15 protein-coding genes are annotated in these 18,415 nt (G+C 63.3%); 9 read left to right on the top strand and 6 right to left on the bottom strand.

Features of this window, described 5'->3' with window-relative positions; all coding sequences use genetic code 11:
* Window positions 1-6: 6 nt before the first annotated feature.
* Complete coding sequence (locus Q0030_RS15265) at window positions 7-477, bottom strand: cache domain-containing protein (protein ID WP_298368370.1); 471 nt, start codon at window positions 475-477, stop codon at window positions 7-9.
* A gap of 709 nt (window positions 478-1,186) precedes the next feature.
* A complete protein-coding gene (locus Q0030_RS15260) occupies window positions 1,187-2,644 on the bottom strand; it encodes a calcium-binding protein (protein WP_298368368.1) in 1,458 nt (485 codons plus the stop codon).
* A gap of 180 nt (window positions 2,645-2,824) precedes the next feature.
* On the opposite strand from Q0030_RS15260, the gene Q0030_RS15255 reads away from it, so the two are divergent.
* A complete protein-coding gene (locus tag Q0030_RS15255) occupies window positions 2,825-3,862 on the top strand; it encodes an AraC family transcriptional regulator (protein ID WP_298368365.1) in 1,038 nt (345 codons plus the stop codon).
* A gap of 229 nt (window positions 3,863-4,091) precedes the next feature.
* Here the strand turns inward: Q0030_RS15255 and Q0030_RS15250 are convergent, their stop codons facing one another.
* Window positions 4,092-5,054: an alpha/beta hydrolase gene (locus Q0030_RS15250; RefSeq protein ID WP_298368363.1), complete on the bottom strand. Its 963-nt coding sequence runs from the start codon at window positions 5,052-5,054 to the stop codon at window positions 4,092-4,094.
* A gap of 625 nt (window positions 5,055-5,679) precedes the next feature.
* Here Q0030_RS15250 and Q0030_RS15245 point away from each other — a divergent pair.
* The 3 genes from Q0030_RS15245 to Q0030_RS15235 all read left to right on the top strand — a co-directional run bounded on the left by Q0030_RS15245 (window position 5,680) and on the right by Q0030_RS15235 (window position 9,766).
* The gene (locus Q0030_RS15245; protein WP_298368361.1) at window positions 5,680-7,647 is read left to right on the top strand and encodes a methyl-accepting chemotaxis protein; all 1,968 of its coding nucleotides are present in this window, start codon (window positions 5,680-5,682) and stop codon (window positions 7,645-7,647) included.
* A gap of 70 nt (window positions 7,648-7,717) precedes the next feature.
* Window positions 7,718-8,173, top strand: a complete 456-nt coding sequence (locus tag Q0030_RS15240; protein ID WP_298368360.1) for a DUF1801 domain-containing protein — start codon at window positions 7,718-7,720, stop codon at window positions 8,171-8,173.
* A 321-nt stretch (window positions 8,174-8,494) separates the two neighbouring features.
* A complete protein-coding gene (locus tag Q0030_RS15235) occupies window positions 8,495-9,766 on the top strand; it encodes an adenylate/guanylate cyclase domain-containing protein (RefSeq protein WP_298368357.1) in 1,272 nt (423 codons plus the stop codon).
* Between the two features lie 189 nt (window positions 9,767-9,955).
* On the opposite strand, the gene Q0030_RS15230 is transcribed toward Q0030_RS15235, so the two are convergent.
* Window positions 9,956-10,858 (bottom strand): LysR family transcriptional regulator, encoded by a 903-nt coding sequence (locus tag Q0030_RS15230; RefSeq protein WP_298368355.1) that lies wholly within the window; start codon window positions 10,856-10,858, stop codon window positions 9,956-9,958.
* 179 nt (window positions 10,859-11,037) lie between these two features.
* Between Q0030_RS15230 and Q0030_RS15225 the strand changes: the two genes are divergently transcribed.
* On the top strand, window positions 11,038-11,445 hold the full coding sequence (locus tag Q0030_RS15225) for a GFA family protein (RefSeq protein WP_298368353.1): 408 nt from the start codon (window positions 11,038-11,040) through the stop codon (window positions 11,443-11,445).
* A 244-nt stretch (window positions 11,446-11,689) separates the two neighbouring features.
* Here Q0030_RS15225 and Q0030_RS15220 read toward each other — a convergent pair whose 3' ends face one another.
* Together Q0030_RS15220 and Q0030_RS15215 are read right to left on the bottom strand one after the other, a co-directional pair.
* Window positions 11,690-13,798, bottom strand: a complete 2,109-nt coding sequence (locus Q0030_RS15220) for an EAL domain-containing protein (RefSeq protein ID WP_298368803.1) — start codon at window positions 13,796-13,798, stop codon at window positions 11,690-11,692.
* 525 nt (window positions 13,799-14,323) lie between these two features.
* Window positions 14,324-14,761 (bottom strand): L,D-transpeptidase, encoded by a 438-nt coding sequence (locus Q0030_RS15215; protein WP_298368351.1) that lies wholly within the window; start codon window positions 14,759-14,761, stop codon window positions 14,324-14,326.
* 196 nt (window positions 14,762-14,957) lie between these two features.
* Between Q0030_RS15215 and mepA the strand changes: the two genes are divergently transcribed.
* The 4 genes from mepA (at window position 14,958) to modB (ending at window position 18,414) form a co-directional block, all read left to right on the top strand.
* Entirely contained in the window at window positions 14,958-15,905 is a 948-nt protein-coding gene (mepA, locus tag Q0030_RS15210) for a penicillin-insensitive murein endopeptidase (protein WP_298368349.1), read from the top strand.
* 148 nt (window positions 15,906-16,053) lie between these two features.
* Window positions 16,054-16,563: a hypothetical protein gene (locus tag Q0030_RS15205; protein WP_298368347.1), complete on the top strand. Its 510-nt coding sequence runs from the start codon at window positions 16,054-16,056 to the stop codon at window positions 16,561-16,563.
* A gap of 206 nt (window positions 16,564-16,769) precedes the next feature.
* On the top strand, window positions 16,770-17,555 hold the full coding sequence (gene modA, locus Q0030_RS15200; RefSeq protein ID WP_298368801.1) for a molybdate ABC transporter substrate-binding protein: 786 nt from the start codon (window positions 16,770-16,772) through the stop codon (window positions 17,553-17,555).
* 163 nt (window positions 17,556-17,718) lie between these two features.
* Entirely contained in the window at window positions 17,719-18,414 is a 696-nt protein-coding gene (gene modB / locus Q0030_RS15195) for a molybdate ABC transporter permease subunit (protein WP_298368344.1), read from the top strand.
* The last annotated feature ends 1 nt before the right edge of the window (window position 18,415 follow it).

Here is an 18,415-nt window from a genome sequence, read left to right as displayed (position 1 = left end):
TCGCCCTCAATGATAGTAACCGGATGCCGCAAAGAGTTCGGCGCCCGGCACACGTTTCACAAAGGTGGATTTGATCTCGATCTTGCCGTTCACCGGATCAGTCCAATGATAGTCCAACCATCCTTCCCCCCGCTCTTTAGCGAGAGAGATCATGTCCCGCACCAGCGGCCTGCCATCAACAGGATCCCTGAGATCAATGATCGACTGGCCTTCCGCCTCGGGATGGGGTGGGTAGCAGCGCCAGACACCGGCAAAATCGAAAACAAAGACGTAATACTCCCCATGGAAGTAGGGTCCGTTCTGCACGCGAAGCATCTTGCAAGCGTTTTCGATGCCTTCGCCGGCAATCAAGGCGGCGCCGTCTGTCGCCAGCTTCTTCACGCGCTCCGAGTCGTTTTCCGGAGTGCCCGCGAAGGCGAGGCCAAGCCCTGCCGTCGCCACGGCAATGGATAAGACCCATAAAATCGATCTCGGCATCTCTCTGGTCTCGCCTAGGCCCCCTCCGGAGAGGGGCGATCACCCCAGCACTCCATTTACCTCAGCATCATCCACGTAAGAGACCCGCCAATAATTGCGGCCAGAGCTCGCTCTCGGCCAAGCTGGCCAAACATTGTCTTCGAAGCTCAAATAATAGCCCTTGGAGCCCAAATAATAACCGGTCGCCACCTTCCGAGCAATGCGGGTTCTATCGGCCTTCGGCCCGGCCGCCTGGACGCCGCTTACGCGGATGATCGGATCACGCTCTCCCGCGCTTGCAAGCAGCTGGCGCCCCTTCTGCATGACTAAGGGCACCACGTTGTCGGTACGATCCGCTCGAGGACCAAAGGCGACGCGCTGCGCGCCGCAAGCGGCCACGTCGCCGCGCCGCCGAGGAGTGTGATGAACTCGCGCCCTCATGTGCTCCCCTCAAGCAGAGGATCGCACCTCTGCCACGTTCGTTGAAGGACCAGACCGACCACGTCGTTGGAAAAAGCGGTGTTATGCATCGCAGCATTTTGACCCGGCCGACTTCCGCAACGGGGTCAAAAGCGTCGCCCTCTGCAACACTCGGCTGTCCGTCAACTTCCGCTATGCCCTGTTCGCGACCGAGGTCTTGTGGCGGTGCAATATGTCGTGAAGGGCCACAACCTTCCATGCTGGCGTATGCCCCGGCACGGGGGCCCGCCGGGAGCGTATCAATCCGCGTTCATACGAGATGAAAGTCACTCGTGTGGAGCGCCGCCGAATGGACGCCGACCAGCGTGATCGAGTCCTGCGCATCATTCTGAAAGGTGATCACTGCGTTCCCGCTGGCGTCATCGTGCACGCTGTAGGGGTTGGTGTTCTGCAACGCTTGTTGGAGGACAATGACGTCCTTGCTCGGATCGAAGCCGTTGATCGTGACTGCGCCAATCGTACTCGGCTGCGTCTGGTCGAACACGAAGCTATCCTGACCTGTGCCGACCGTTACTGCGTTCGCGGTCCCCACGTAAATGGTGTCGTTGCCATTGCCGACACTGATGATGTCGCCGGTGCTGCCTGAAGCACCCACGAAATCGTTGATGCCATTCCCAACGGTGATGATGTCGTTCTCGGTGCCGGTGGCATCGACGCGGTCACCGGCGCCGTTACCCAGCGTGATCGTGGTGCTGGTGCTCGATTCGGCGCCCACCAAATCCCCAATGCCGTTGCCGAGGGTGATGATGTCTCTGGCGGGGCCGATGCCGGAGCCGTTGTCGATACTGACTTGATCATCGTTGCCATCACCAAGCGTGATTTTGTTGTCGGAGGCGGAACCAAACGAGTTAAGGTGTATCAGGGCGTTCACTACGTCACCGATGCCGTTGCCGAGCGTGATCGTCTGGTTATGGCTGTCCACGGCTTCCACGCGATCATTGTTGCCATCGCCGAGTGTGATCACGTCTTGTGTGGTGCTGATCGAGCCCGTGAAGATATTGCTGGCGTTCACCGCGTCACCGGCACCATTGCCGAGGGTGATCGTGGTGCTAATGCTGCCGTTGGCGTTCACCACATCACCGGCGCCATCGCCGAGGGTGATCGTGGTGTTATTGGCGCCGTCGGCCTTCACCGCATCACCGTTGCCGCTGCCGAGGGTGATAGTGCTGTCACCGGCAATCGAAGCGTCCACCGTGTCACCGAAGCCATTGCCAAGCGTGACGCTGTCTCCACGGCCATGGCTGACGTCTACCGCGTCATTGTTGCCGGTGCCGAGCTGCACGACCTCGAATAGTGCAACCTGTGCATCCACGACATCATTGTTGCCGTTGCCGAGAGTGATCGTGCCAAAATTGGCGAAGTTGGCGTTCACCGCATCACCGGCACCACCGCCGAGGGTGATCGTGGTGTTATTGGATTGGTTGGCGTTCACCACATCACCGATGCCATTGCCAAGCGTGATGCTGTCCGTAACGCCAGAGTCGGCGCTTACGAAGTCATGATCGCCGTTGCCGAGGCTTATGACATCGAAGCGGCTTCCCACAGCAGCCACGACATCGTGAAAGCCGTTGCCGAGCTGGATGACGTCGAATTGCGCATTTTGCACATTCACAACATCATTGGCGCCGTTGCCGATCAGGTACGTGTCGCCATTGGAGCTCACCGCAATCGTCAGATCATCCGCGTTGCCGAACGTGAAAGTCACCATGTCATTGGCCTCCTCAGTTTGAGCCGGAGTTGCGGTGGTCCAACCGCAATGGTAGCCCGGTTGAGACCGGAGGGCCGGGCCAAAAAACGAAGGCGCAGGCCGAAAAACGAGATTCTTTGGTGGTGGCAGCGGATCGGCGTTGCTGATAGGCTCGAATGCCGTTGGCTCGAGGAGCGCGTGATGGCTGGATCGATCACAACCGTCGAGGTTTGCGACCCGCACGAGATCACTCCCACGATGTGGGAGCTGTTCACCCCGACCCCGACCAGTGCGATCACGCCGCCGCAGTTTCTCGCGCGCACCTATCGGGCGGGCGATTGGAGCTGCTACAAGCGCGAGAAGGACGCCTATCGGACCACGGTGTCGGTGGGAAAGCTCGGCCGCACCTGCTTCGTGCGGATGGTCGATCGCGAGCCGACCGACATGGTCATCCAATCGCCTGGCCTCGACCACTACTGCCTCACCATTCTCCAGCGCGGGAACGGGATGCTGGCTCAGCCGCGCAGGGCCTCACCAGCAGGGCTCGGCGCCGATGGCGCAGCGATCTTCCATGGGGAGCCCGGGACGGTGTTGAAGACCGACCGCCACGCCGCCAAGATCAACGTGTGGATTCCGGCTGGTTTGTTGCGACGGCAGGCCGCCGCGATGCTCGATGGCGCGGACCTCGATTCCCTGAACTGCAATGTGGGGATCGATACTTCCAGCCCTGCCGGAGCCGGCTTGCAACGCATGACGGAGTGGCTGTGGAACGAAATCGGTCAGGCCGGATCGCCACTCTCGCAGGATATTGCCGCAGCGTCGGCACAGGACATGTTTCTACGCACTGTCGTGTTGGCGCTCACCGAGGGGCGGGCCGCTGCGCTGCGCGATTCCGCAAAGGCGGCTGCGCCTGCCACCGTGCGGCGCGCCGAAGAGTTCATGCGGGACAGGGCTGAGGAGCAGTTGACCGTCGACGACATTGCCATTGCTGCAGGGTGCTCGAGCCGTGCGCTGCAAGCCGCGTTTCGTCGCTTTCGCGGCATCACACCCATGACGGCGCTGCGCCGGATCCGCCTCGAATCCGCGCATGAAGCGATCATGCGATCCGATGGATCAATTTCGACCACGGAGATCGCGGCGCGATTCCGGTTTTTCAACTCGGGGCGCTTCGCGAGCCAATATCAGCATGCATTCGGCGAGTACCCGTCGCGGATCGCAAGCAGGCGTCCCGCGCGCTGAGGATGCATGGCCAATGACGTTGCATATTCATCGCGAGCTTGGTGCGACAGCCGAACCATGGTTTTCCGATTCGTCCGCTTCGGGTCAATCTCGACATTCTTGCAGTTGGCTAGCCGCGTCCGATCTGCCCCCGCTTTCAGACATACCGCTGCACTGCGCCAACTGAAGCGATGGGCCAAAACGCGACATTCCGTTGCTTGCCGCGTCTACGCAAGTCCCCGTTCGCGATCTATAACTGTTTCAGGAATTCCAGGAGCGCATTGCTTACGTCTTTGGCGTGCTCTTGCTGAGTCCAATGACCGCAACCTTTCAAGACTAGTGTCTCGCGAAGCAAGGGCACGAACTGTTTCAGGCTAGGGACGAGATGGCTCCAACTCGGCGATCTGTAAACCCCGTCTCGATCGCCAACGACATAGAGTGCCGGGACCTTAACCTTTGCGCCGGACCATGGTGCGAGCAACTCCCAATTGCGATCAATGTTGCGATACCAATTCAAACCTCCTCCAAAGCCGGTGCGCTTGAACTCCTCAACGTAAAATTCGATGTCGCTGTCCGTGAGCCACGTCGGCAATGATTGGGTTGTAGGCTTCCCATCAAGCCACCCCCCCTCACTAGGAAGCATCGTGAGCGACGCAGGATCCTCAACCGGCGCATCGCCAGATAGGGCGAACAATGTCGTCTTGATTGCGTTGTGGACGTCTTTTTCGAGTTCTGCCTCGGCAACGCCCGGCGTCTGGAAATACAGTTGATAGAAGCGCTGCTTTTCGGTCCTCGGCATGACAGTGGTTGGTCGGTCGGGTCCACGCACCGGAAACGGCACGCTCAAGCCAACGACAGCCCTAAATCGATCCGGTCTAAACAGGGCGCAGCGCCAAGCGACCGGCGCTCCCCAATCATGTCCGACAACGACTGCTTGATCCGTGCCGATCGCGTCGAGCAATCCGACCATGTCTCCGGTCAAATGCAATAGAGTGTATTGATCGATCGCATCCGGTTTGTCCGTCTGCCCGTAACCACGCATGTCGGGCGCGATGGCGCGATATCCGGCGGCAGCGAGCGCTTCCAATTGGTGCCGCCACGAATACCAGCACTCCGGAAAGCCATGGCAGAGAAGCACGGTGGGGCCGCTCCCTGCTTCGGCCAGGTGCATTCGAATGCCATTTGTCTCTATAAATCGAAGCGAGATCGTCATTGCCAACCTCCGCAAGATCATTGATCTGATAGCTAATCAGTCACATTGTGAGCTCCAGCCACAACCGAAGGGGCCCCGCCGACACCCAGTCGAACGGCGGACCGCCAAAACGACATGCTCTACGAGTTTATTTTCGAGCCCGCGCCCGCCTCCGGCAGCATCGGCGCAAGGTCGGCTTCGGGTCATTCTCGATCGATTTCAACGTGGCTTCGTGATGTCCGCTTGTTCTCCGGAAGCGGACATCGGGCCGCCGGCGTTTATGAGTGCACGCCCGAACGACCGCGAGGACGCTGCTCCCCCTCCCGCTTGCGGGAAGGGCTGAGGTGGGTATCGCCCCGATTCCCATCGTGGAGAGAGCCCCCACCCACCGCGCTCCGGACGATGCGTCGCTCGCCGTGTGTCGGCCTCAGAGCGAGCTTCGCTCGTCTCGACCCCGCAAGCGGAGAGGCGAAGCGAGTCTGCGGTCCGACTGGTTCAACCCAATCTCATCGCGCTTTGGCGGACAGTACGAAAGTAGCACCGGCGGCCATGGCCGCGGCACGAATACCGGCGGCGCAACATCCGGTTGTTAAGCTTTTTCTGAGACTTTGCGGCCGGCGCTAATGCCTGGAGTTCCACTGGCCCCATGTTCAAGCTTCGATCGATTGCCGCCCGCCTGATCCTGGCGATTTCACTGACCGTTGCAGTCGCCTGCGCCATCCTCGGCAGCTTCTGCATCAGCCAGCAGCGCACGCTGACGCGGCTCGCGCTCGATCAGCAGCTCAAGCTGCAATATGACAGCGTGATTGCGGCGATCGAATACGAGGGTCGCGCCGCGCTTGCGGTCTCGGCCGTGATCGCCGCCCTGCCGCCGGTCGAGGATGCCATCGCCAAAGGCGACCGCGATGGCCTCGGCAAGCTGCTCGGCGCGCCCTGGGCCGCGATCAAGGCGCAAGGCATCCCGCTGATCTCGTTCTGGCAGGCTCCGGCAACCAGCTTCTACCGGGTCCATGCGCCAAAACTGTTCGGCGACGACGCCTCCACGCGGCGCACGACGGTGGTGGAATCGATCAAGGCTGGCAAGCCGATCGTCGGCGTCGAGCCCGGCCGTGAAGCGCTGTCGATCTTCGGCATGACCCCGGTCATGCACGACGGCAAGACGCTGGCCAATGTCGACATCGGCGTCGCCTTCGGCAAGGAATTCGTCGATCGCGCCAAGAAGCGCTTCGGCATCGACCTCGCCGTGCATTCCTTCGACGGCAAGACCTTCAAGCGGCTGTCCTCGACCTTCGGCGACACCGTGGTCGCGACCCAGGACGAGCTGAAGAATGTGATGAACGGCGCGGCACTACTGCGCGACGCGAAGCTCGATGGCCATGCGGTCGAGCTCTATCTCGGGCAGATCAAAAACTATGCCGGCGAACCGGTCGCCGTGCTCGAGATCATCAAGGACACCAGCGACTATGAAGCCGCCGCGGCGAGCGCGCAGCGCAATCTGATCCTCGGCACCGTCGCGATCCTGGCCGCGGCGGTATTGCTCGCATTCCTGCTCGGCCGCGGCCTGTCACGGCCGCTCACCGCGATCACCGCGGTCATGAACCGCCTGTCCAGCGGCGACACCAGCGTCACGATATCAGGCAGCGAGCGGCGCGACGAGCTCGGCACGATGGCGAAGGCGGTCGACGTGTTCCGCCGCGGCATGCTCGAAACCTCCTCGCTGCGCGATGCACAGGAGGCCGACAAGGTGAAGGCTGCGGCCGACAAGCAGGCGCTGCAGCGGCAGATGGCCGACCGCTTCGAAGCCGACGTCAAGGGCATGGTCGCCGCCGTCGCGCAATCGTCGAGCGCCATGCAGCGCGTCGCGGGCGAGATCACCACCAGCGTCAACGGCACCTCCGAACGGACCGCGGCGGCCGCCGCCGCGTCCGAGGAGGCGTCGGCCAGCGTCAATGCGGTCGCAGCCGCCACCGAAGAACTGGCCTCCTCGATTACCGAAATCGGCCGCCAGGTCACCCATTCCAGCCGCGTCGCCGACAACGCCGTGGCCAAGGCGATGGAGACCACGGAGATGGTGACGAGTCTCGCCGCTTCCGCAGAGAAGATCGGCGACGTGCTGCGCCTGATCAGCGCGATCGCGAGCCAAACCAATCTGCTGGCGCTCAACGCCACCATCGAGGCTGCGCGCGCCGGCGAAGCCGGCCGCGGCTTTGCCGTGGTCGCCGCCGAGGTGAAGGAACTGGCGAGCCAGACCGCGAAGGCGACCGACGAGATCGCCGGCCAGGTCGGCGCGATCCAGTCCGCCACCGGCAATTGCGTCAGCGCGATCGGCGACATCAGCGGCACCATCCGCGAGATCTCGGGCATCGCCACTGCGATCGCAGCCGCTGTCGAGCAGCAGGACTCGGCGACGCGGGAGATCGCCCGCAGCGTGCAGCAGGCATCTTCCGGGACCGTCGAGGTCTCCGCCAATATCGCGGGCGCGAGCGAAGCCGCCGGCCAGTCCCGCGCCCTCACCGGCAATGTGCTGGATACGTCCAGCGAGCTCGGCGATCACGCCTCCGCGCTGTCGCACAGTGTCGACACGTTCCTCGCCGGCCTGCGCAACGCGGCTTGAGCGGTGGGCTATGTGACGTTCAAGGCGCTATGGTAGATTGACGCGATACGTGGTCCTCGCGGAGCCCTCCATGCGCAAGCCGGCAACATCGACCAGCAAGGCGGCACGACGACCGCACCCGAAAGCGGCGGATGCGCTGTTCGACGCTTATCCTGCCCCGGTGAAGGCCAAGCTGCTGGCGTTGCGGCGACTGATCTTCGACACCGCGAAGACGACCAGGGGCGTCGGCGCGCTGGAAGAGACGCTGAAATGGGGGCAACCGAGCTACCTCACGCCGGAAACCGGCAGCGGCAGCACGATCCGGATCGATCAGGTGAAGCCCGCCGCCGATCAGGTCGCGGTCTACTTCCACTGCCAGACCAATCTGGTCGAGACCTTCCGCGAGCTCTATCCCGAGCTCAGCTACAGCGGCAATCGCGCGATCCTGCTCGATGTCGCGGCTAAGCTTCCGGAGCCCGCGCTGCGCCACTGCGTGGCGCTGGCGCTGACGTATCATTCGAGGCGGAAGACAGGCAGCACGGCCTAGCTCCACGTCATTGCGAGGAGCGAAGCGACGAAGCAATCCATCTAGCCGCGCGTGAGGCAAGGGCGCGTATTCATCATTCCGGGATGTCCGCTTTCGAGGGGTAAGCGGACACGCGGTCCAGACCGCGAGGATGTCGCCTTGTGACCCGAAGCCGACCTCGCCCCGACAGGTCGTTTGGCGCCTTTCTCCAGTGGAAGTGATCACGTCCGTCAGCGGCGACGTTGGTCTCCGCAGGAGAGAGAACGTCTGGTGGCGGCAACGATGGTACCATGTTACGCTTTCATCGCCATCGACCCTGTGCAGCTCAGAGGACAACATCGGATGGCGAACAGCGCTTTTGAGGAAGAAGCGGCGCGTGTTGCCGCCGTTCGCAGCTACCAGATCACCGGCACCGCGCCGGAGCCGGATTACGACGAACTCGCCCAAGTCGCGGCGCAGACCTGCGGCTGTCCTGCCGGCCTCATCAACATCTTGGATGATGCCTCGCTCTACTCGAAGTCGCGCTACGGCATCCCCTACAGCGGCGAGCCCCTCCCGCGTGAACTCTTCATGTGCTCGACCGCGGCGATTGGCTCCGACATCCTCGAAGTGCCGGATTGCGCGGCGGATGAGCGTTTTGCTCATCTCCCTGTCGTCAAGCACGACCCGCATGTGCGGTTTTACGCGGGGATGCCGCTGGTCAATAGCGACGGCTATCACCTCGGCAGCCTCTGTATCCTCGACTTCAAGACGCACGAGCCGCTCACCCTCGAGCAACGCGACGCGCTAAGGACACTCGCGCGCCATGTGGTGACGCTACTCGAGCTGCGGCGCACTCTTTTCGAGCTCGAGCGGGCGCGCCAAGAGGCCGCTGCGGAACGCGAGAAGTCGGAGCGGTTGTTGCGGTGCATGTTGCCGGATACCGTGGCGCAAGAGCTGAAGGAAAACCAACGGGTCGCACCCCGTTTTTTCGATTCCGCCAGCATCCTGTTCACCGATTTCGAAGCGTTCACACGCCATGCTGAGCGCACTGAGCCCAAGGCGCTCGTCGAACAGCTCAACGAATTCTTCTCCATGTTGGACCAGATCGCGCGGCGTCACGGGCTCGAGATGCTGAAGACGATCGGCGACGCGTATATGTGCGTGGGCGGCGTGCCCGAGCCTCGCCGCTCGCATCCCGTCGACGCTTGCCTGGCGGCGCTCGAGATGCAAGGCGAGATGGACGCGGCCAATCGGCGTCGCGACCGCTTTCGCCTTCCGCGCTGGGACATCCGTATCGGCATCCACAGCGGGGCGGTGATCGCCGGCGTCGTCGGCCAGCGCCGCTTCACCTACGACATTTGGGGTGATGCGGTTAATGTCGCAGCCCGCATGGAAGGCGCCGGCGCGGCGGCGCGCATCAACGTCTCGGAGACGGTCTATCATCGCACCCGCACGCTCTTCGACTTTGAGCCGCGCGGCAGCATCGAGGTGAAGAACAAGGGGGCTCTTGAAATGTTCTACCTCACCGGGATCAAACGCGAGCTCGCGGAGGATGAAGCGCGGCGCCAGCCGAATGCGGTTTTCAACATAGAATGCGCGCGACTCTTTCCCCGTCGCCCGGGCGCGAGGTAGCGAGCCGACAACCTGTGGCAGATCTTGAGCGCCGGAAGGAGGGTGCGAGTCCGGATATGGCCCCGAGCGACGCGCTGCACCGCCACAAGACCTCGGTCGCGAACGGGGCATAGCGGAAGTTGACGGACAGCCGAGTGTTGCAGAGGGCGACGCGAATGACCCGAAGCGGACATTGCTCCAGCCGAATTTTTAGGACTGCTGCGCTACAGCGGCGAGCGTTTGCCGAAGCCAGACGTGGCGCGCGTCGTCACTAACGCGTGGATGCCAACTAGCCACGACTTCGATCGGTGGAATGTCCAGACCTGTCTCGAATTTCTTGACTTCAATCCGCCGTCCGCGCAGGACACGCTCGGGGACGAAGGCCACAAAATCATCGGCGGCGAGCAGTTCAAAAAGCATGTGAAAGGTCGGCACGGCGACTGCGACCCGACGCTTATGGCCACTCGCGGCCAGCACTTCGTCAGCTGGGCCCCACAGGCTCCGTCCTGTAGGATGCACAAGCAAATGATCGAACTTGCATAGTTCTCGGAGTGAAAGTCGGCGCCCGTTGAATGGGTGACGCTTGCGCGCAACGCAGACAAAGCGGTCAAGGTAAAGCGGAATCGACGGCAGGTCCGGATCGGACACATCGCGCGAGCTGATGTAGAGATCAATCTCGCTACGCGCCATTCGCTCGGTCGCTCCAAGTTCCTGTCGCGGAGCAACCAACACTTTGAGCTTTGGTGCGTGTCGCCGCAACGCGCCGATCAATGGCGCAACCACCGCGTGCTGGATGTAATCGCTTGCCATCAGCTTTATCGTGCCTTCGGCTTTCATGGGCGAGAACGTGGTGGCGCTGACAAGCAAGTGTGCTCTCTCGAGCAGCTCCTTGATGGGGCCGGCAATGGCTTCGGCACGCGGGGTCGCCACAATCCCGTGTGAAGAGCGCACAAAGAGCTGATCCGAAAACATCTGTCGCAATCGGAGGAGCATGCCGGATACGGTTGGCTGCGTGAGCGAAAGCCGCTCCGCGGCGCGCGTGACGCTGCGCTCATCGTACAGCGCGTCAAAAGCGGAAAGCAGGTTCAGGTCGATGCTTCTGATATTGGTCAAGGTAATATCACCTATTACTAAATGCGATTTGTATTATAATAGCCCCGCGCCGATACTCAATGGCGGCTGGCACGGGCCTCCTATTCGTCGGATTTTGGGTACGCTCCATACAGGATACGACTAACCGGGATTGACCGGCGCAACGTCGGTCAGTTGCACGCCAACAAGGAGGCAGCGACATGTTAAGTGGAAGCTGTGCGTGCGGTGCAGTGGCCTTTGAGGCGGATGCGTCCCCTGCGCCCATCGCCTTTTGCAATTGCCGCACGTGTCGCAAAGTGAGCGGCACTGCCTTCGGCGCAAACATGTCCGTGCCGCGTAATTCTTTCCGCTGGCTGCGGGGAGAAGACCGCCTCATTAGTTATGAATCGTCGCCTGGCAAAGTCCGGAGGTTCTGCGGGACCTGCGGCTCAGCAATGACGGCCGAGCGCCTCGGCAACCCGGACGCAGCGGTGCGCATCCGCCTCGGCACGCTGAACACACCGATCTGCAATCCCACCTTTGTCGGCCACATTTGGCGCTCGGAAGCGGCTGACTGGTTTAACCCGAAGCAGATAGTGGCGGAGTGGCCAGAGGCGGCTACAGCGTGACGGGCTGCGACTACGGCATATGGTTGGTCGGCTTGGCTAATGTCAGCTTGTGGCCGTCCGCGGACATTCGCTTAGGCAGCGTCGATGCCTGCTTTTGAGGGCAACCAGGACCTCGCTATTCCCGCGCACACGCGTACCGGCTTCATGAGTACACGTCCTAGACGGATTGCTTCGCGGAGCCTGTCATCCGGCGACGCTTCGCGCCGACCGGGTGGCTCGCAATGACGCGGTGGAGGCGGCTTCGCTATGCCGCCGTCGCGACGCGCTGCGCCTTCAGCAGGCTGATGACTTCGGCATTCGGCCGCGCGCGGCTGAACAGAAAGCCCTGGCCTTCGTGGCAGCCCTCGGCGCGCAGGCAGCTCAACTCCGCCTCGGTCTCGACGCCCTCTGCGGTGATGGTGACGCCAAGCCCCACGCCGAGGCTGACGATCGAACGTACGATCGCCTGCGCGTCCGGGTTCGCGCCGAGGTCGCGCACGAACGACTGGTCGATCTTGATCTTGTCGAACGGAAAGCTGCGGAGATAGCTCAGGCTCGAATAGCCGGTGCCGAAATCGTCCATCGACATCCGCACCCCGAGCGCGCGCAGCGCATGCAGTGTCGCCAGCACCTGGCTGCTCTTCTCGAGCAGCAGCGTCTCGGTGATTTCGAGCTCGAGCCGCCGCGCCGGCAGGCCGGATTGCCGCAGCGCGTCGGTGATCAGCGCCAGCAGGTTGCCGGTGCGGAACTGCAGCGGCGACAGATTGACCGCGACGCGGACGTCGTCGGGCCATTGCGCCGCGTCCATGCAGGCGCGATGCAGCATCAGCGCGCCCAGCGGATTGATCAGGCCGGTCTCCTCGGCGACCGGGATGAACTCGCCGGGCGAGATCATGCCGCGCTCCGGATGCGGCCAGCGCACCAGGGCCTCGAAGCCGGTGATGCGTCCGCTCGTCAGATCGACCAGCGGCTGGTAGTAGGGCCGCAGGCCTTCATTCTGGATCGCATCGCGCAGGTCGATCTCGATCTTGCGGCGGCTCTGCGCGCGCGCATCCATCTCGGCTTCGAAGAACGAGAAGGTGCCGCGGAATTCGCTCTTGGCGCGCGACAACGCCATGTCGGCGCTCTTCAGCAGCTTTTCGGAATCCTCACCGTCGCCCGGCGACATCGCGATCCCGATGCTGGCGCCGACCACAACCGAATGGCCATCGAGCAGATAGGGCTCGCCGATCGCATCCAGGATCCGCCGCGCCAGCAGCACCGCATCTTCCGGCCGCATCACGCCGCCCTGCACGATGGTGAATTCATCGGAGTTGAGCCGGGCCAGCGCGTCTTCCTCGCGCAGCGTCGAGCGCAGGCGCTTGGCGACCCCGCGCAACAGCTTGTCGCCGATGCCATGGCCGAGCGTGTCGTTGACCGCCTTGAAATTGTCGAGCCCGAGCATCAGCACCGCGACCTTGTCGGTCGAGCGGCGAGTGTGCTGCAGCATATCTTCCATCTGCTGGCGCAGCAGATTGCGGTTCGGCAGGCCGGTCAGGCTGTCGTGCTGGGCCATGAAGGCCAGCCGCGCCTCGGCGCGCTTGCGCTCGGTGATGTCCATCAGCGCGAGCAGCATCGCCGGCTGGTCGCCATGCATCAGCTGCCGCGAATAGATCGCAAGGTCGATCAGCGTGCCGTCCGCGCGCACGTGCTTCCAGGTCCGCGCCGCCTGCTCGTCGCTGCTGCGGCCTGCGGCCCAAGGCAGCTCGGCATCGAACGCCTGCAGGCTCTTGATCGTCATCTTCTCGAATTCGGCACGCACATAACCATAGTGCGCGATCGCGGCGTCGTTGACCGCCAGGATCTTTTCGCCGTCGAGCGCACACAGGATCATTGGCACCGGGTTGCCGTCGAACAGCAGGCGGAACGACGCCTCACGCTGTTTCAGTTCGGTGATGTCGACGCGCAGGCCGACGATGCCGCCATCCGCGGTCAGCCGCTCCTCGATCAGGACCACGCGGCCATCGGCCAAGACCTGCTCGTGCCGCTCGCCCGGCTGGTACATCTTCTCGAGCCGCTCGGCGATCCACTCTTCCTCGCGCCCGGCGGCCTCGGGATAGTCGCCGCGCGCGACGCCGACGCGGATGGTGTCTTCCAGGCGCGCACCTTGCTCGAACAGGTCGGAACTGCGCTTGTAGATTTCCGAGTATTTCTTGTTCCAGAGGGTGTAGCGGCCTTCGGGGTCCAGGAACACGATGCCTTGCGGCAGGATGTCGATCGCCTCGCGCAGCCGCGCATTGGACTTGCGGGCCTCGGCGATCGCGGCGTCGGCCTGCGCGCGCTGGCGCACCAGCTCGCGGATCTCGACGGCGCTGCGGCGCGAACTGCCGGACATCTTCGGCATCGGCCTCACCCGGCGGCCCCGAGGACCGGACAGTTTGGCCTGCTTGGGTTTCTTGATTTTTTTCGGCCGCATCATCGGTATCGCACGCCCCACGCGCATCTCAGTTCGGCGACATTTCTGCGATAAGTCTCTGAAAAATTGGTATCTCTCGGCGAATAGCTGCGCTGGCTGAGAAAGCCGGGCGTGCCTGCTTTGCAGGCGGGCTCACGCCTGATGCGAGTAGCTTGCGGTGCGCACGCGGCGAACAGCGCAGATTTGCGACGCGGAACCGCCGGAGCGTGGTGAAGAAAGCGTAAATCGGCGTGCAACTGCACAATGAACGCGCCGGATGCGGCTCAAGCGCACGAATGTTTGCCAGCGTGTGACAGGGTTATTGCAGGGTTAAGGCACTGCCCGTCTGCGCGCGATCGGCGGGCTAGAGCCTTCCCGTTCCGATTGAATCGGAACGGGGCTCTAGATTCTCGTTTTGACGCGTTTTCTTCACGCGAACCGGTACCCACTTCGCTCGAAAACGCTCTAGTTGGTGATCTCGATCCGCGTGCCGCCGCGGCCATTGCGCTCGACCAGCCCATAGAGCTGTGCTGCATTCGAGGGATGCAGCCGCACGCAGCCATGCGAGGCCGGTCCGCCGAGACGCGTGAGCTCGTAGGTGCCGTGGATGGCGAAGCCGCCGTGGAAGAAGATCGCGTACGGCATCGGCGAGTTGTAGTATTTCCGCGAGTACCAGCGGCGCGCCATCATCTGCGGGCGGAACACGCCGTTCGGCGTGCCATAGCCGCGGCGCCCGGTCGACACCGGCCAGTTGTAGCGCGTCGCGCCGTCGACGCTGACCGCCATGCGCTGCGACGACTTATCGATGTGAACGACGATGTCGGCTCGCGCCGGAGAGAGTGCCAACGTCGATGCGGCAATCGCGGCGGCACATGCCAGCCGTACGCAACATACGCTTGTCATAACAGTGCCAGCCCTGAAAATTGTTGCGCGCATGATGTCGCCTGCAACGCGTGCTTGTAAAGTGGCGTGGATCACATGCGAGCCGGGAAGCCGCGGGTCATCTTGATCCGCCTTGTGGGCGATCAAGCAAATGGGATGAAAGCGCGGTTCGCCTGCTGCGAATCCATGTTAGCCTTGCGCAGACAGAGTGATCCGAATGACACCCCGCCTGCGTCTGATCCCGCTCCTGATCTCCACCCTCCTCGCCTGCACCATCTCCGCGCGCGCGCAGGACAAGGGCTCGCTCAATCCGCAGCCATTGCCGCCGCTCGCCAACCCTGACGATCCAAAGATCGGGGCGAAGCAGCTGTTCGCGCGCAAGGTGCTGCCGGCGGCGATGCCGACCCAATCGATCGGCGGCTACACCAAGGGCTGTCTCGCCGGCGCCGCACAGATGCCGCTCAACGGCGACACCTGGCAGGTGATGCGCTTGTCGCGCAACCGCTACTGGGGTCATCCCGACATGATCGCGCTCCTGAAGCGGCTCGCGGTCAAGGCACACAGGGACGCCGGCTGGCCGGGCATCCTGGTCGGTGACATCGGCCAGCCGCGCGGCGGCCCCGCGCTCTCCGGCCACGCCAGTCACCAGATCGGGCTCGACGCCGATATCTGGCTGACGCCGATGCCGGATCGCAAATTGTCGCACGAGGATCGCGAAGAGATGTCGGCGGTCATGATGGTGCGCGACGACCGGCTCGATATCGATCCGCGCGTGTTCACGCCGGCTCATGTGCTGGTCCTCCGCGACGCCGCGCGCGAGCCGGCGGTGCAGCGCATCTTCGTCAATCCCGCGATCAAGAAGGCGCTGTGCCGCGAGGCCAAGGGCGACCGCGGCTGGCTGTCAAAGATCCGGCCGTGGTGGGGCCACGACTACCACTTCCACATCCGCATGCGGTGTCCATCCGGCAGCCCCGCATGCGAGGGGCAGAAGCCGCAATCGGAGGGCGAAGGCTGCAAGCCTTCCGATCTCGCCTTCTGGTTCAAGGACTCGGTGCTGCATCCGAAGCCGCCGCCGAAGCCGCCGAAACCGCGCCCGCCGATGACGCTGGCGCAGATGCCGGCGGCCTGCAAGACGGTGCTGAACGCAGCCGACGCCAAGCAATAATATTCAAGCAATAACATCTTTGTCAGGCGGCTTTTCCGGCCGGCTCGAACTGCGTTATGTTCTCGTGTCGTCGCGCCGTAAGCGCGTTCGAGCGATGGATCGGGGCCGCTGATCTCTTTTCATCCGTCACAAATGCATTGGACCAAACATGCGCAAATCGCTCCTCGCCGCATCGCTCCTGCTTGCCTCAGCTCCCGCCTTCGCCGCGGAAGAGCCGAGCGGCTGCGATAAGTTCAAATGGTCGATCGACCGCGCACGCGCCGCGCTCACCGCGCCCGATCGCGCCAAGCTCGCCTCGGGCAGCGAACAGGCAGCACTGCCGCCGACCGCCATCACGCTGGCGCTGGTCGCGCCCAGCGAGGCCAAACTGCCGACGCCGCCGGAGCGCGCACCGAAGGACGGCACCTTCGCCGGCTTCACCAGCTTCAAGGCCGCACCGAAGGCCGGGCGCTATACCGTCAGCCTCTCGGCAGGCGCCTGGGTTGACCTGGTGCAGGACGGGCGTTTCCTGAAGCCGAAGGCCTTCAGCGGCGCCACCGATTGCGACGGTATCCGCAAGACCATGAAATACGACCTCACTGCCAGCCCCTTCGTGCTGCAGGTCAGCGGCTCAAAAGAGAACTCGCTGTCGATCGCGATCCAGCCATCGGAGGAATAGCACCACCGGTTAGACAAACGGTCGCCTTTACCGTAAGTCCCAGCCTGCTATGTTTGCAGTGCGATTTCCCCGAGGACCGTAAGTCCTTCGGGGACCAGCGGAACAGCGCTTCCGTCCGTCGCGCCCAGAACCCACCCAACGCCTGGTTTGCGCGCGCCCGTTCGTGCGCGAGCTCGCACGGAGCGCTTTCCATGTCACGACTTTCGATTTCAAGGCTTGCCGGACTTTTCACTGCCTTCGTCATCCTGCTCGGTGCGATCCATTCGCCCGCGCGCGCCGAAGACAAGACGCTCACCGTCTTTGCCGCCGCCTCGATGAAGAACGCGCTCGACGAGATCGACGCGGCCTACACCGCCAAGACCGGCGTCAAGATCAGCGCCAGCTATGCCGCGAGCTCGGCATTGGCAAAACAGATCGAGCAGGGCGCGCCGGCCGACGTGTTCGTGTCGGCCGACACCGACTGGATGGATTACGCGATCAAGCAGAAGAACATCAATGAAGCGACGCGGATCAACCTGCTCGGCAATTCGATCGTGCTGATCGCGCCGAAGGATTCCATGATCAGCAATGTCAACATCGGACCGGGCTTCGATCTCGCCAAGCTCGCAGGCGACGGCAAGATCGCCACCGGTGACGTCAAGGCCGTGCCGGTCGGCAAATACGCCAAGGCCGCGCTCGAGAAGCTCGGCGCCTGGCAGGCGGCGGAGCCGAAATTCGCGATGGCCGAGAGCGTGCGCGCGGCATTGACGCTGGTGGCGCGCGGCGAAGCCGTGCTCGGCATCGTCTATTCGACCGACGCCAAGGTCGAGCCGGGCGTCAAGATCGTCGGCACCTTCCCGGCCGACACCCATCCGGCGATCATCTACCCGGTTGCGGCGACCACGACCGCCAAGCCCGAGACCACCGACTATCTCGCCTTCCTGCGCTCCTCGACAGCGAAGACGATCCTGGAGAAGTACGGCTTCAAGTTCCTGATCAGCCCGACGACTTGACCCCAGCGCCGCCGATTTGACGTTCCTCCAGTGATTGCCGCGCGTGCCGTGAGGAACGTCAAATCGATCGGCGGCACTGGCCTATTGACTCTTACTAGTGTCTGTTCCCGAAGTTCGTAACTGAGGAGCCGCACTTGCATACGAACTTCGGGAACAGACGCTAGTGTTTGAGATTTCGCCGACCGAATGGACGGCGATCCTGCTGTCGCTGCGGGTCGCCGTCATCGCAACGCTGGTGGCGACCCCGTTCGGGGTAGCGCTCGCCTGGCTGCTGGCGCGGCGCGATTTCTGGGGCAAGTCGCTGCTCGATGCTGCCGTGCATCTGCCGCTGGTGCTGCCGCCCGTCGTCACCGGCTATCTGCTGCTGCTGACCTTCGGCAGGCGCGGCCTGGTCGGCGGCTGGCTGGCCGATCATCTCGGCATCGTCTTCGCGTTCCGTTGGACCGGCGCGGCGCTCGCCTGCGGCGTGATGTCGTTTCCGCTGCTGGTGCGCCCGATCCGGCTTTCGATCGAGGCGGTCGACCGCCGCCTCGAGCAGGCCGCCGAGACGCTCGGCGCCGCGCCCTGGCGGGTGTTCGCAACCGTGACGCTGCCGCTGGCGCTGCCGGGCGTGCTGGCCGGCATGGTGCTCGGCTTTGCCAAGGCGATCGGCGAGTTCGGCGCGACCATCACCTTCGTCTCCAACATCCCCGGCGAGACCCAGACCATTTCGTCGGCGATCTATTCGCTGATCCAGACGCCTGACGGCGACAGCGCCGCGGCGCGGCTCGTGATCATCTCGATCGTGCTCGCGGTTGGCGCACTTGTTGCCGCCGAAGTGTTCGCGCGCCGCGCCACCGCGCGCCTTCACGGACAATAGC

The organism is uncultured Bradyrhizobium sp. (genome assembly GCF_947648125.1).
Taxonomy (GTDB): domain Bacteria; phylum Pseudomonadota; class Alphaproteobacteria; order Rhizobiales; family Xanthobacteraceae; genus Bradyrhizobium.
The sequence above is the reverse complement of the archived record's forward strand: the minus strand, read 5'-3'. Positions and strand labels throughout refer to the sequence as shown.

What these genes read in the sequence shown, in the direction of transcription:
- Q0030_RS15265 (WP_298368370.1), bottom strand. Translation starts at nt 477, where the DNA reads ATGCCGAGATCGATTTTATGGGTCTTATCCATTGCCGTGGCGACGGCA.
- Q0030_RS15260 (WP_298368368.1), bottom strand. Translation starts at nt 2,644, where the DNA reads ATGGTGACTTTCACGTTCGGCAACGCGGATGATCTGACGATTGCGGTG.
- Q0030_RS15255 (WP_298368365.1), top strand. Translation starts at nt 2,825, where the DNA reads ATGGCTGGATCGATCACAACCGTCGAGGTTTGCGACCCGCACGAGATC.
- Q0030_RS15250 (WP_298368363.1), bottom strand. Translation starts at nt 5,054, where the DNA reads ATGACGATCTCGCTTCGATTTATAGAGACAAATGGCATTCGAATGCAC.
- Q0030_RS15245 (WP_298368361.1), top strand. Translation starts at nt 5,680, where the DNA reads ATGTTCAAGCTTCGATCGATTGCCGCCCGCCTGATCCTGGCGATTTCA.
- Q0030_RS15240 (WP_298368360.1), top strand. Translation starts at nt 7,718, where the DNA reads ATGCGCAAGCCGGCAACATCGACCAGCAAGGCGGCACGACGACCGCAC.
- Q0030_RS15235 (WP_298368357.1), top strand. Translation starts at nt 8,495, where the DNA reads ATGGCGAACAGCGCTTTTGAGGAAGAAGCGGCGCGTGTTGCCGCCGTT.
- Q0030_RS15225 (WP_298368353.1), top strand. Translation starts at nt 11,038, where the DNA reads ATGTTAAGTGGAAGCTGTGCGTGCGGTGCAGTGGCCTTTGAGGCGGAT.
- Q0030_RS15220 (WP_298368803.1), bottom strand. Translation starts at nt 13,798, where the DNA reads ATGTCCGGCAGTTCGCGCCGCAGCGCCGTCGAGATCCGCGAGCTGGTG.
- Q0030_RS15215 (WP_298368351.1), bottom strand. Translation starts at nt 14,761, where the DNA reads ATGACAAGCGTATGTTGCGTACGGCTGGCATGTGCCGCCGCGATTGCC.
- mepA (WP_298368349.1), top strand. Translation starts at nt 14,958, where the DNA reads ATGACACCCCGCCTGCGTCTGATCCCGCTCCTGATCTCCACCCTCCTC.
- Q0030_RS15205 (WP_298368347.1), top strand. Translation starts at nt 16,054, where the DNA reads ATGCGCAAATCGCTCCTCGCCGCATCGCTCCTGCTTGCCTCAGCTCCC.